The following is a 12,422-nucleotide window of genomic DNA, read 5'->3' on the forward strand; positions in this document are numbered from 1 at the left end:
GCCCTCCCTTAGTTATATTCCAGGGCAAAGGTCGCCAGGCCATTGGCCCGCCCTGGCGTCACCCGGTCTCCCGTCTGCACGTAGCGGGCGCTGAAGTTGATATTCTCGGCGGTGGCGGCGCTGCTCGCCGTGATATGTTTCAGCACCGGCAGATTGCTGGCCTCGTTGATCTTTATCGGGGTTCCGGCAGAGGGCGCCGGGGCGGAGTTATTGCCGTAGCTCAGCTTGATTCCGACGCCGCTCGCCGCGCCGACGACCTGGGCGAGGGCTAAAGCGTCGCCGATGCCGGGATCGGCGGTGACGCCAAAAAAGCCAATCCTGATATCAGCCGGGGTGCTGCAAAATACCGGAATGCTAAACGTCTGCGCTGCGCCGGCGACGGTCGTTTTGCCTTTGAACTCCGCCTTATTGACCGTGCCCAGATTGACGCCAATCGACGAGCGGGTCACCTGGCAGCTGCCGTTGGCGCCAATATCCACGTTAAGGGCGGAGAGGTCGATGCTGACCGGCGAGCTCAGCGTGTGGCCCGCGCTCCCACTATCCTGCTTCTCAATATATAAATTACCCACCTGCGGCTGGGCCGCAACGCTGGTGTGGTTACCGCTGACCAGCGGAATATCGCCGGTTTTATAAAAGGTGATATAGGCTTTGACCACCGTCTCGCGCCTGGCGAGCAGCGTCGATATCTGCGCGCTATCGCAAACCGTCATCGACTCGCCTCCTGCCGGGGCGCTGCCGCCATCGATGTAGCGAATCGCGCCGCCTTCGCACTGAAAGCCCAGCGAATAGCCCATGCCGCTCAGCGCTGAGTCATAGACGTGCTGGCCGTTAATCACCCGCGGCGAGCCGGCGGTGTTGCGCTGTTTATAGATAATGCGCTTCATGCTCGCCGTCGGCAGCTGCAGATCGCAGACAAAGTGGATCCCGCCGCCGTTGTCCGCCATGGCGCTGGTCATTTGCGTGTTGGCCCGCAGCGTGGGCAGATACTTAATATTCTGCACGTTAATGGTCATCTGACCGACGCTGCCGCCGCAGCTGTCGGCCCATCCGTAATGCGTGTAAATCCCCGTAGCCAGCAGGAACAAAAACTGCAGCGTACGACAGCCGCTATACATGGCGATCTCTCTTCGGTTTATCGGCACAGGCCGCTGACGGTTTTTACCGCGCTTTGCCGTGCCTGGTGGTCAGCCAGATGAAAATGCAGCGCGCATTTTCGCGAGGTATTACGGTCGTCCCAGCTGACGTCAAGCGTACCGTCATCCGGGATCCCGCTCAGATAGGCCTGCCCGCCGTCGGCGACCATTCCTGTCGGCGCGGTGCCCTCCGCCTCCTCTTGCTGGCGCAGATGCGCGCTGGCGCCAAAGGGGATCGGCCCGCGGCTATCGCGTAGGGTGAACAGCACGCGGTTGCCAATATGGGTTTGATAGTTAGCCAGCACCACGGAGCCGCCGCCGGGGATCACGGTTTGTCCCTGCAGCTCCACGTCGGTATCGTTGGCCATCGAGGCGGTATCAAGGGTAATTACGTTTTTGCGATAGACCGTGAGCGTCGGCACAACCGCGTATCCACGCCCGTCGGTATGCACGTTGGTGCCGTTCTGGATCGCCACGTCCGCCGCGCCCGGCGCCCGCACGATGGCAAAACTGTCGCCCACGGTTTGCCCAAGAGTAACGCCATGCGGGTGCGCAACCACCGAACCTGACGCTCCCCACGTCAGCTGGTTGCTGGCGCTGTCGTGCCGATAGCCCAGCTGGGCGCTGCCGTAGCCGCCGTGATAATCCAGCCCGGCGCTGCTGTTACTGCCCTGTCCGCCGTTCGCATAGCCCTGCTGCAGCGAGTAGTAGAGATTGGGCCGCTGCGGCAGCGCGCCGTACATCGCGACCTGCTGCGAGGAGCGGCCGTTGCTGTCGGTGGTGGTGCTGTAGCTTACCGCGCTCTCCTTCAGCCAGCCGCCCAGCGGAACGTTGAGGTTCAGCGACCAGGAGCGGTCCGCCTTTTGGTCGTCGGACGAGCGGGTGTAGTAGTAGCCCACGCCCCAGGAGATGCCCTTCCACGCGCTGTAAAAACCAACGTGGACCGTCTTATCGCTGCTTTTACTGTGCCAGTACTCCTGCGACCAGGCGGATATCGCCAGGCTGCTCGCCGCGCCAACGGATTGAGAAATCGACAGCTCTTCGCGGCTGCGCTTGTTGTCCACCCGCTCGCTCGGGTCGTCGAGGGCGTTGGCTTCGCTGAAGTCATAGTATCCGCTCGAGGAGTAGCGGTAGCTGGCGAGGTTAAAGGAGGTGCCGGTGAGGGTAAAATCCTTCTGGTACTGCGCGCGAATCGAGTGCCCCACGTAGCGTTTATCGCTGACGGTGGCGGTAGTGGCCCAGGTGACGTCGGCCCCCAGCGATCCCAGCTCGCCGAACCCGCGCCCCACGCCCAGCGCCCACGCCTGATACTTCTGCGCCAGCTGGCTGCCGCCGTAGAGGGTGAACTGGGCGGGAAGACCGTAAAACAGGGTGCCCTGTAAAAACTCCGGCGACTGGGCTGAATGCGTGCCCGCGTGATAACGCCCGCCGCTGAGGCTAAATTTGCTCCGCCCTTCGCGCAGCATAAAAGGCACCGCGGAGTAGGGCTGGGTGAAGGTGCGCACCGACCCGTCGCTCTCCTTTACCTGCACCTCAAGATCGCCGCTTTGCGCCGTGGGATAGAGATCCTTAATCGCAAAGGCCCCGGGAGCAACGAAGGTTTCGTAGATAACGTAGCCATGCTGTGAAATGGTCACCCTGGCGTTGCTGTGCGCCATACCGCGGATCGTCGGAGCAAAGCCGCGCATGCTGTCCGGCAGCATTTCATCGTCGGACATCAGCTGAACGCCGCGAAACTGCACGCTATCGAAGACCTCGCCAGTGGTGAAGGTATCGCCAATTCGCAGCAGGCTTTTGAGGGATTTTACATCGCGCTGCAAATAGGTGCTTTGGCTACTCCAGCGATAGTGCTGGTCATACTGCATCGCCGAGATATTACGCAGGCGCCAGGCGCCAAGGTTAACGCCGCTGCGTAAATTCAAATAGCTTGAGCGGCTGCGGTCCTCAGACTGCTGCGTTTGCGCCCCCGTCAGGTTGTAGTTAACAAACGCCGCCGCAATACCGTCATCCCAGCGCGCCGGGTCAACGTAGCCGCGGCTCTGCGCGTTCATTGCCGCCTGCGGAATGCTCAGGTTGAGGCGCTGGCTGGCAAAGTCAAAGCGGCTGCTGGCGTCGGGAATATAGCGCTCAATCCGGGTAAAGGTCTCCCCGTCCCGCAGGGTGTTGAAGGATGAAAAAGCGCTGACGTTGACCCCGAACTCCGCCAGCTGCGCGGCGGTTAATACCGGGCGTAGCGTCCCGCTATCTTCGACAAACTCCACCGGTGCCTGGCCTACCTGCTGGTCGTTGAGCCAGATGCTCACCGGGTAGGTGCCGGGCTGCTGGCCGCCGGATTTGGCAAAATAGCGCAGGTCTGCGGTCTTTTGCTGCGGATTGGCAAACTCTAAGGCTGCCGGGTCGAAGTAGTCGTCCGCCCGCGCCGCGCCGCTTTGACAGAGGGTAAAAAGCAGCGTCGGAACGGTTGCCAGCGCTAACATCCCCCCGCTGGGGGCCTTCATCACGCTACGAGCATGAGGGATAATCGGGAGCTTCTTTTTCACAATATCCTGACCAGGCGATCTGTTAAGCGTGAAGGGCTACTGCTGGGCGTAATCGGTAATACCGCCAAAATCGTTAATGGCACGCCATTTAACCGTTCCGCTACCTTCGGCCGGCCACGTTTTATCGGCGAAAGGCCCCACCATTCCGGGTTCTGTAATTTCTTTGCCGCCAACGGCAACCGTGAAAAATGAAACAAAATAGGGTGTCGGGTTGTGAACGGTTAAGCGATGAGCGGCCTGTTTAAATTTCAGCTGCTGCCATGCGCTCTCCGGATCGCCGTGCAAACCGTTTGGCCGATAGAAAATCTTAAATTTGGATTTAATATTGACCTGTAATTTATTGGCCTCCCCTTTTTGCGTCGGGGAAATACTTTTCACGTTCAGCCAATATACCGACTCGCGATCGCCGGGCAGCGGTGAGCCAATGAAATTAATACGCAATACGTTTTCCTGCTCCGGGTCGAGGCGAAACAGCGGCGGCGTAACAATAAATGGCACCGGGCCTTTATCCGCTTCGGCATAATTCTCCACCCACGACTGCACCAGATAGGGAGAATGGTTATCAGCGTTGGTCACAGAAATGGAGGCTTCGCGCTTCCCTTCATGATAAATAACCCGGGTGCCGCCCATAACAATGCCGGCCTGAGCCACGGCGGAGAACAGGAAAAAGGCGGCCGTAACCGCAGTGATAAGCTGCTTCATATTGATAACCATTAAACCAAAGTCGGAATGCCGGAGGGAATGAGCAGGCCCGTTGCCTGCTCATGGGCGTATTAGTTGTAAACCATATTGAAGTTGGCCGTACCGTTTGCCGGGCCGACGGACACGGCGCTGGTCGAAATATAGTCGGCGAAGAATTGCAGATCGGCGCTCCCGGAGGCGGCCCCGGAAGTGCCGGCAGTCACCGCCTGCTGGTGCGAGACCGAGCCGAGGTTGATGGCCGTCGATTTATCATTTTCATACAGCTTAATCGCCACGCCCTGAGCGCCGCCGTTTACCGCCAGCAGGTTGCTGTTGTTGGTATCGCGAGTGCCGTCAAACATCACCGCCACGGTGGTTACCGAAGCAGGGCAATCTTTCACTTTGATATGGAAGCCGGTTTTGGTGGTCTCTGAGCCCGCGCCGGTGAAATAGCTGCTTGCCCATTTGCCCAGATCGACGACCTGATTAGCGCTGGTGCTATCAACGTTGCAGGAGGTATCGGTAATCTCACCGGTGAACTCAACCTGACCGCCGGTGTTCTGCGTGCCGGCGCCAGCGCCGGGGTTGACGGTCATTGCGGAGCTGGAAGGCTGAGAAGGGCTTGCGAATACTGCGCCGGACACCAGAGTACCGACAAGAATTGCCATAATGCGTGCTTGGGTTTTCATTATTTATCTCATTGCTAATATAGATTTAATACAGATAAAGCACAGCACCAGCCTGGCCTGTGAAAATCTGTTTACCGGGTCTCCTTGTTAATAATGCGTTCGTTCCATCCGCAGGTTATCAAATATACAAAGACGAATTCCACCTCAGCTGGTTTACTCAAAAAAGAAAAGCCATTAAGTAAAATTTATAAATGTGCATTTAACATGCACGAAAATAATATTCTGCCAAAAAACAAAACGCAATATCTTGTTATGTTAATGAAATAGCATTTTACTTTACACATAAAATAAAGATGAAAGATATTATTTCTCTTGTTAATTTTTCCCGCAAAAAATCCGCTGCCGCGTCAATAAATCACAACAAGAGCGGGAATTAATTAACAAATTTAATCAAATAACCCTATCTCCCCCCCTGCTTTTTCCATACTCGCACAAGGGGTATCGGACTAAATTAAGAATTATCTTAGTAACCATTTCCTTCATTTTTTTGTCACCACATAAATCATAACCATGCTAATAAATAACAATTACTGTTCTGCTGCCGGAATATATTTCAAATGAAAGCCTGGCCGTGAATATCTTTCATGTTGCCATCCCACTCGCCGCGTGCATTAAATCCCGCGCCTTCGCGGCAAACACACACTAATAACATGGGTAACCGATTTAATAAAAAAACCCGCGCCTCAAAAGCAGGCGCGGGTTTTAGCAGATATAAATCAGCGTGGGCTTAGTCGCTCAGTTAAAACAGTCCTAACGGCGCGGTACCGTAGCTCACCAGCAGGTTTTTCGTCTGCTGGTAGGCGTTCAGCGCCATTTTGTGGGTTTCGCGCCCGACGCCGGACTGCTTATAGCCGCCAAACGCCGCGTGGGCCGGGTAGACGTGGTAGCAGTTTGTCCACACGCGGCCGGCTTTAATCCCGCGCCCCATGCGATAGGCCAGGTTAGTATCGCGCGTCCAGACGCCGGCCCCGAGGCCAAACTGGGTCTCATTGGCGATCGCCAGCGCTTCCGCTTCATCTTTAAAGGTGGTGATGCCAATGACCGGGCCAAAAATCTCCTCCTGGAAGCTGCGCATATCGTTGCGCCCCTTGATCAGGGTGGGCTGAATATAGTAACCGTTATCCAGCTCCGCGGTGATGCTGGCGCGCTCGCCGCCGGTGAGGATCTGGCCGCCTTCGTCGCGGGCAATCTTAATGTACGACAGGATCTTGTCGAACTGCTGGCGCGAGGCCTGGGCGCCGATCATCGTATCGGTATCAAACGGGTCGCCGCGGCGAATTTGCGCCACTTTCGCCATCACCCGCTCCATAAACGGCTCGTAGATCGATTCATGAATAAGCGCCCGCGATGGGCAGGTGCAGACTTCGCCCTGGTTGAAGAAGCCCAGCACCAGCCCCTCCACCGCCTTCTCAATAAATTCGTCTTCACCGTCCATCACGTCGGCAAAGTAGATATTTGGCGACTTGCCGCCGAGCTCAACGGTACAGGGAATAATATTCTCCGCGGCGCAGGCCATAATATGCCGGCCTACCGGCGTGGAGCCGGTGAAGGCAATTTTCGCGATCCGCTTGCTGGTCGCCAGCGCTTCGCCGGCCTCCTTGCCAAATCCCTGCACCACGTTCAGCACGCCCGGCGGGAAGATATCGCCGATAATCTCCAGCAGCAGCGTAATGCTGAGCGGCGTCTGTTCTGCCGGCTTGAGCACCACGCAGTTGCCCGCCGCCAGCGCCGGCGCCAGCTTCCACGCCGCCATCAGCAGCGGGAAGTTCCACGGGATGATCTGCCCCACCACGCCCAGCGGCTCGTGGAAGTGATAGGCCACGGTGGTTTCGTCGATCTCGGCGGTGCTGCCCTCCTGCGCGCGCAGGCAGCCGGCAAAATAGCGGAAGTGATCGACCGCCAGCGGCAGATCGGCATTCAGCGTTTCGCGAATCGGCTTACCGTTATCCCAGCTCTCCGCTACCGCCAGGTACTCGAGGTTTTTCTGGATGCGATCGGCAACCTCCAGCAGCAGGTTGGAGCGCTGCTGCACCGACGTTTTTCCCCATGCCTCCGCGGCACGGTGCGCGGCATCGAGGGCAAAATCGATATCTTTGGCATCGGAGCGGGGAAATTGCGCAATGTCGCTACCGTCCACGGGGGAGGTATTCATAAAGAATTCGCCGCCGAGCGGCTCGACAAACTTGCCGTCAATATAGTTGCCGTAGGCGGATTTGAGCGTCACTAACGCGCCCGGGGTGCCAGGATGAGCATAACGCATTGCAATCTCCTTCTTGTAGGGTTGAGGCGCAGCGGCGTATTGGTTTTTTGCTCTTGCCTGCTGCAACAAGGCTATTGCAGGGGTTATGCCAGTTTTATCGCACTTTAAAATAGCAAATAAAATCAGACAATTAACTTTTACCCCTGGTCGACATCTCACATTCCGCGGCAGCGATGTTTGCTTCTGTGTCGCAAATCGCAACACATAAGAAACCGCAAAGCTACAATGTTGCAACATAACTCAGCCGACCATGAGGTGCTCCGTGCAAGGAAACCCGTTTACCCTCGCCCCGGAGGAAACAGCTAATCCGTTGCTCAGCGATTCGTGGTTTCGCAGCCAGCTGTATGGCCTGCAGCCGACGACGGATGAGTTCCCGCGCCTGCGCTCCGGCGAGCTGGCGGATCTGCTGGCCAGCCATAGCGGGCTGCAGCAGCTCACGCAGCCGGTGGTTGGCGCCCTGTCGCGTAAAGTCGCCGACCTGCAGTCGGTGGTGATCCTCTCCGATGCCAGCGGCCTGGTGCTGCAAACCTTCGGCAATATGCACGCCATGCAGAAGGCGCAGAGCTTTGCCCTCGCGCCGGGAAATTTATGGAGCGAGAGCGGCCGCGGGACTAACGCCATCGGCACCGCGCTGGCGATTGACGACAGCTGCGAAATTGACGGCCGCCAGCATTTTCTCACCAGCAACCAGGATCTCTACTGCGCGGCCATCCCCATTCAGAGCCCTGACGGGCAAATTGCCGGCGTGCTGGATATTTCCGGGCCGGCGCATTTCCCCCATCCGCATACCCTGGGATGGGTGAAAGAGGCGGCTAAACAGATCGAGTATTTATGGGTAAAACAGAGCCTGCACCCGCAGCAGTGGCTGATGAGCCTGCACTCGCAGCCGCAAAAGCTCGACAGCGTTGAGGAGCTGCTGCTGGTCTTTTCCGATAACGTTCTCACCGCCGGCAACCGGCTGGCGATGCGCGAGCTGGGGCTCGGCAGCGAGCAGCTGGGCCACATCACCTTCCAGCAGCTCTTTCCGCTGCTGACGCAAACCGCAGTCACCGTTCCGCTGCCGCTCACCGTTCGCCGACAAAGCTACTACTACCGGCTACGCGCCCCCACCCGCAGCGCCGTGGCGGTGTCGGGCCCGCCCGCCGTCGACCTTCCCTTCGCCGGCCCGCGCGAAGGGGAAAAAATGGTGCGCCTGCTCAACGCCGGCATCGCCCTGTGCATTGAAGGAGAAACGGGGTGTGGGAAAGAGTACGTCAGCCGTACCCTGCACCAGCATAGCCGCTGGCGCAGCGGTAAGTTTGTGGCCATCAACTGCGCTGCCATTCCCGAATCGCTGATTGAGTCAGAGCTCTTTGGCTATCAGCCGGGGGCCTTCACCGGCGCCAGTAAAAACGGCTATATCGGTAAAATCCGCGAGGCCGATGGCGGCGTGCTGTTCCTGGATGAGATTGGCGATATGCCGATGCTGCTGCAGACGCGGCTGCTGCGGGTGCTGCAGGAAAAAGAGGTCACTCCGCTCGGCGCCAGCCAGAGCACCCCGGTTAACTTCGCGGTGATCTGTGCGACCCACCGTAATCTGGCCCAGCGCGTCGCCGACGGCGAGTTTCGCGAGGATCTGTTCTATCGCCTACGGGAATTTGCCCTCGCCATTCCGCCGCTGCGCGGCTGGCCGGCGCTGCCGGCGTTTATCCAGCGGCTATCGCAGGCGCTCGGCGCGGGGCAGCGTCGGGTGCAGCTGTCGCCGGACCTGCTGGACAACCTCGCCCGCCAGCCCTGGCCGGGCAACGTGCGCCAGCTGCAAAGCCTGATGAAGGTCCTGCTGGCGCTGGCCGATGACGGCGCCCGCCTCGAGGTTGACGATTTGCCCGCTGAGTACCGGGCAGCGCCGGCACCCGCCGCGCCGCGCGGGCTGCAGCAGCACGATAGCCAGCTGATTGCCGATACCCTGACCACCTACAACGGTAACGTCAGTAAGGCGGCGCAGGCGCTGGGCGTGGCGCGCAGCACGCTCTATCGCCGGGCCGCGCGGTCGGGGCGAAATTAATCCTCTGCGGGGCCCCGCGCCCCGCCGCCGCTACGACGTAAATAGGCCGATATCCGCGCTGGCGTACTGCGCCCCTTTATTTTAGAATAAGCTAAATTTAGGCAATGCTAAAATAAAGAGATGAACACACCACAGCAGCTGCAGGTCAGCGCCGGGGAAGCCGCGGCCCTGTTAAAAGCAATGAGCAACCCCAACAGGCTGATGATTCTGTGCATGCTTTGCGACGCGCCGCAGGCCAGCGCCGGCGAGCTGGCGCGGATCACCGGCCTGAGCCCCTCCGCCACCTCACAGCATCTGGCGCGTATGCGCGACGAAGGCCTCATCGACAGCAGGCGCGAGGCGCAGCGCATCCATTACTTCATCACCGATCCTGCCGTCCAGCAGATTATCGCCACGCTGAAGGCCATCTATTGCCCTTAAGGAGCCGTCATGACTATCACCGCCCTTTCTCCCGAAGAAGCCCGGACGCAAATCGCCCGGGGCGCCAGATTAATTGATATTCGCGACGCCGATGAGTATGCCCGCGAGCACATTGCCGACGCCGAGCTGGTCCCGCTCAGCGCCCTGAACGGCGGCGCGACGCTGCACACCACCGCCGATGAGACGATTATTTTCCACTGCCAGGCCGGCTCGCGGACGCAAAACAACGCCATTCGCCTGCTGGCGGCCGCCGCTCCGGCGCAGGTCAGGCTGCTGGCCGGTGGCATCCAGGCCTGGAAAGCGGCGGGCCTGCCGGTCACAGAAGATAAATCGCAGCCGCTGCCGCTGATGCGTCAGGTGCAGATCGCCGCCGGCGGGCTAATACTCCTCGGCGTGGTGCTGGGATACGGCTTCGGCAGCGGCTTTTTCCTGCTGAGCGCGTTGGTCGGCGCCGGGCTGACCTTCGCCGGTATCACCGGCTTTTGCGGCATGGCGCGGCTGCTGGCGGTGATGCCGTGGAACCGACGCTGATATCTACCCCCTCAGGTCAGTTGTCTCCTGCCGTTCGGCTGAGCTATGGTTAATATCCGCAATCGCGACGCAGGATCACGGCAGATAGCAGGATGAGGCGTCGGATTATTCATGCAGAGGAGAGAGATAATGTATTCACCTGGCGATCTGGTACAGCCGCGAACGGGCGGTCCAAAGCTTAAAGTGGTGGCCGTCAACGACGATCACATTGTCGCCGTGCAGGCCAGCAACGAGCAGGGCGAGAAATTTACCCTCAAAGCGGCCGACGTTACGCCCTATACCGAAGACGGCGATTTTGGCGTTTGCTGATATTTACGGTGGGTCACCCCACCGTTATTTCCCCTGGTGCAGAGAGCCTGCCGCGGCGGGATAAATATTAAATCAGGAAGCTCTCGAGGGTTTTACCCGCAGAGATGGCCCGGGCGATCGGCTTCGGCATGCGGCCCTGGCCGGTCCAGGTTTTTTCCAGACCGTTAAAATCGATAAAACGATATTTTGCCGGACGCGGCCGCCGCGCTTTCGTTCCCGGCGATGTCTTCTGGCCCAGCAGCTCATCAGGCGTAATGCCATCGGCCATCATCAGCTCCAGCCAGGTGCTAATTTTTTCCTGATATTCAGCTTTCTGCGCATGCTCAGCCTGCTGCCGGGTACGTTTTTCTTCAGTGACGATCCTGAGTTTTTCCAGCATATCGTCAAGAGCGTCAATGGAGAATTCACGCGTGATGGTCCGCAGCGAGCGGATATTATTCAGTTTCTGTAACATTAAAGACATAAATTTTCAAAAAACTCCGGATAACAAATAAAACAAAATTACCTGACCATGTTAATAGCTGAGATTATTTATTACCACCTTTAATATCCCCGTATAAATACAGAAAGATAATTCCGTTGTGAATTAATTTATACACGACCCAGGCGGCAGGCTTTTACGGGCTGGGTTCAATATAGCGCCAACCGCTGCGAGTTATTCAGATTAGCGTAACGGCAAACCGCCCGCTGATATTACTCCTCAGGGCGCGTCGATGCGCAACAGGAATATCCCTGAGCCGCGCGCCTGCTCCGTCATGCGTATATAGTGGGGATGCACAAAGCCTTAGCATAATATCGCCAGGGGCGAAGTGCGCTACGTCGGCCGGGGCCTGCATAAGCATTCATTAATGGCGAATGAAAAAAAACGCCCATAACAGCATCTTATGCTGAGTTATTCGCCAGGAATAGCCAAATAAATCTAAAAGTGATGAGCATCACGTTTCTCTGCGAAGATCGCGCTGGCTAAGGGCTACCCCATCAGCATTATCTTTTTTGCAACACAACCATAACAATATTAACCTATTGATAATTAACAATAAAAACGACAACCAGCATAAAACTAACGAAACGCTCAGCGAACAGCCTTCCACAGAGTATTTTATAGACAAAAAGCCATTAAATAAAAATTTACAGCTAGTTGCCACCTTCAAGCTAGAGATATAACCTACTCGAATCATTACAGGCATCCCAAAAACGCTATAACAGCGCGCATTTTTTGGCGTAACAGACTCTATTTTCGAGGAGCATACCGATGTTCTCTGCGCAGTCCCGCTTGCGTCATGCGGTAGCAGACACCTTTGCGATGGTCGTGTACTGCACCGTCGTAAACATGATGATCGAGATTTTCCTCTCCGGAATGACTTTTGAGCAGTCGTTATCGTCACGTCTGGTCGCTATTCCGGTAAACATTATTATTGCGGTGCCCTACGGTTTTTACCGCGACCGCGCGATGCGCCTGGCGCGCCATATCAGCCCTACAGGCTGGATGAAGAATGTTGCCGACGTTGTCGCCTATGTGACCTTCCAGTCGCCGGTGTACGTCGCGATTCTGTTTGTCGTGGGTGCCGACTGGCATCAGATTGCCGCGGCGGTGAGTTCGAATATCATCGTTTCAATGCTGATGGGCGCGGCGTATGGCTACTTTCTTGATTACTGTCGCCGCCTGTTCCGCGTCAGCGCCTACCGCCAGGCCAAGGCCTGAGCCGCTGACCAACCAGCGACTGGCCCGCGCCAGTCGCTCACTGCATCCACTTCCTTGTTATCATCCCCCAGCGGTAATCTGCCCGCACGTTAATGCGCAAATCCGCCGGTTAA

11 protein-coding genes are annotated in these 12,422 nt (G+C 57.6%); 5 read left to right on the forward strand and 6 right to left on the reverse strand.

From position 1 onward, the window contains the following. Nucleotides 1-8: 8 nt before the first annotated feature. From M2416_RS25825 to exaC, 5 genes are all read right to left on the reverse strand, one after another. Nucleotides 9-1,115, reverse strand: coding sequence for a fimbrial protein (locus M2416_RS25825; protein ID WP_259227511.1), 1,107 nt, complete (start codon nucleotides 1,113-1,115; stop codon nucleotides 9-11). Between the two features lie 17 nt (nucleotides 1,116-1,132). After that, on the reverse strand, nucleotides 1,133-3,631 hold the full coding sequence (locus tag M2416_RS25830; RefSeq protein WP_259227528.1) for a fimbria/pilus outer membrane usher protein: 2,499 nt from the start codon (nucleotides 3,629-3,631) through the stop codon (nucleotides 1,133-1,135). A 78-nt stretch (nucleotides 3,632-3,709) separates the two neighbouring features. Continuing rightward, nucleotides 3,710-4,375 carry a fimbrial biogenesis chaperone gene (locus tag M2416_RS25835; protein WP_259227512.1) on the reverse strand — a complete coding sequence of 222 codons (666 nt, stop codon included), beginning with the start codon at nucleotides 4,373-4,375 and terminating at the stop codon, nucleotides 3,710-3,712. Between the two features lie 71 nt (nucleotides 4,376-4,446). Then, a complete protein-coding gene (locus tag M2416_RS25840) occupies nucleotides 4,447-5,043 on the reverse strand; it encodes a fimbrial protein (protein ID WP_259227513.1) in 597 nt (198 codons plus the stop codon). 739 nt (nucleotides 5,044-5,782) lie between these two features. Next, nucleotides 5,783-7,303, reverse strand: coding sequence for an acetaldehyde dehydrogenase ExaC (gene exaC, locus M2416_RS25845; RefSeq protein ID WP_045857758.1), 1,521 nt, complete (start codon nucleotides 7,301-7,303; stop codon nucleotides 5,783-5,785). A 262-nt stretch (nucleotides 7,304-7,565) separates the two neighbouring features. On the opposite strand from exaC, the gene M2416_RS25850 reads away from it, so the two are divergent. From M2416_RS25850 to M2416_RS25865, 4 genes are all read left to right on the forward strand, one after another. Then, the gene (locus tag M2416_RS25850) at nucleotides 7,566-9,347 is read left to right on the forward strand and encodes a sigma-54-dependent Fis family transcriptional regulator (RefSeq protein ID WP_259227514.1); all 1,782 of its coding nucleotides are present in this window, start codon (nucleotides 7,566-7,568) and stop codon (nucleotides 9,345-9,347) included. A gap of 120 nt (nucleotides 9,348-9,467) precedes the next feature. After that, nucleotides 9,468-9,767 (forward strand): ArsR/SmtB family transcription factor, encoded by a 300-nt coding sequence (locus tag M2416_RS25855; protein WP_076946074.1) that lies wholly within the window; start codon nucleotides 9,468-9,470, stop codon nucleotides 9,765-9,767. A 9-nt stretch (nucleotides 9,768-9,776) separates the two neighbouring features. Continuing rightward, a complete protein-coding gene (locus tag M2416_RS25860; RefSeq protein ID WP_076946073.1) occupies nucleotides 9,777-10,298 on the forward strand; it encodes a rhodanese family protein in 522 nt (173 codons plus the stop codon). A gap of 129 nt (nucleotides 10,299-10,427) precedes the next feature. Next, the gene (locus M2416_RS25865; RefSeq protein ID WP_045857751.1) at nucleotides 10,428-10,607 is read left to right on the forward strand and encodes a hypothetical protein; all 180 of its coding nucleotides are present in this window, start codon (nucleotides 10,428-10,430) and stop codon (nucleotides 10,605-10,607) included. A 67-nt stretch (nucleotides 10,608-10,674) separates the two neighbouring features. On the opposite strand, the gene stpA is transcribed toward M2416_RS25865, so the two are convergent. Next, a complete protein-coding gene (gene stpA / locus M2416_RS25870) occupies nucleotides 10,675-11,070 on the reverse strand; it encodes a DNA-binding protein StpA (RefSeq protein ID WP_259227515.1) in 396 nt (131 codons plus the stop codon). A 789-nt stretch (nucleotides 11,071-11,859) separates the two neighbouring features. Here stpA and alaE point away from each other — a divergent pair. Next, nucleotides 11,860-12,309, forward strand: coding sequence for an L-alanine exporter AlaE (alaE, locus tag M2416_RS25875; protein ID WP_076946071.1), 450 nt, complete (start codon nucleotides 11,860-11,862; stop codon nucleotides 12,307-12,309). Nucleotides 12,310-12,422: the final 113 nt, after the last annotated feature.

The organism is Klebsiella sp. BIGb0132 (genome assembly GCF_024810075.1).
Classification (GTDB): Bacteria; Pseudomonadota; Gammaproteobacteria; order Enterobacterales; family Enterobacteriaceae; genus Klebsiella; species Klebsiella terrigena.

Bases quoted from the DNA above. Each gene is read 5' to 3' on its own strand.
- M2416_RS25825 (WP_259227511.1), bottom strand. From the start codon at position 1,115: ATGTATAGCGGCTGTCGTACGCTGCAGTTTTTGTTCCTGCTGGCTACG.
- M2416_RS25830 (WP_259227528.1), bottom strand. From the start codon at position 3,631: ATGAAGGCCCCCAGCGGGGGGATGTTAGCGCTGGCAACCGTTCCGACG.
- M2416_RS25835 (WP_259227512.1), bottom strand. From the start codon at position 4,375: ATGAAGCAGCTTATCACTGCGGTTACGGCCGCCTTTTTCCTGTTCTCC.
- M2416_RS25840 (WP_259227513.1), bottom strand. From the start codon at position 5,043: ATGAAAACCCAAGCACGCATTATGGCAATTCTTGTCGGTACTCTGGTG.
- exaC (WP_045857758.1), bottom strand. From the start codon at position 7,303: ATGCGTTATGCTCATCCTGGCACCCCGGGCGCGTTAGTGACGCTCAAA.
- M2416_RS25855 (WP_076946074.1), top strand. From the start codon at position 9,468: ATGAACACACCACAGCAGCTGCAGGTCAGCGCCGGGGAAGCCGCGGCC.
- M2416_RS25860 (WP_076946073.1), top strand. From the start codon at position 9,777: ATGACTATCACCGCCCTTTCTCCCGAAGAAGCCCGGACGCAAATCGCC.
- M2416_RS25865 (WP_045857751.1), top strand. From the start codon at position 10,428: ATGTATTCACCTGGCGATCTGGTACAGCCGCGAACGGGCGGTCCAAAG.
- stpA (WP_259227515.1), bottom strand. From the start codon at position 11,070: ATGTCTTTAATGTTACAGAAACTGAATAATATCCGCTCGCTGCGGACC.
- alaE (WP_076946071.1), top strand. From the start codon at position 11,860: ATGTTCTCTGCGCAGTCCCGCTTGCGTCATGCGGTAGCAGACACCTTT.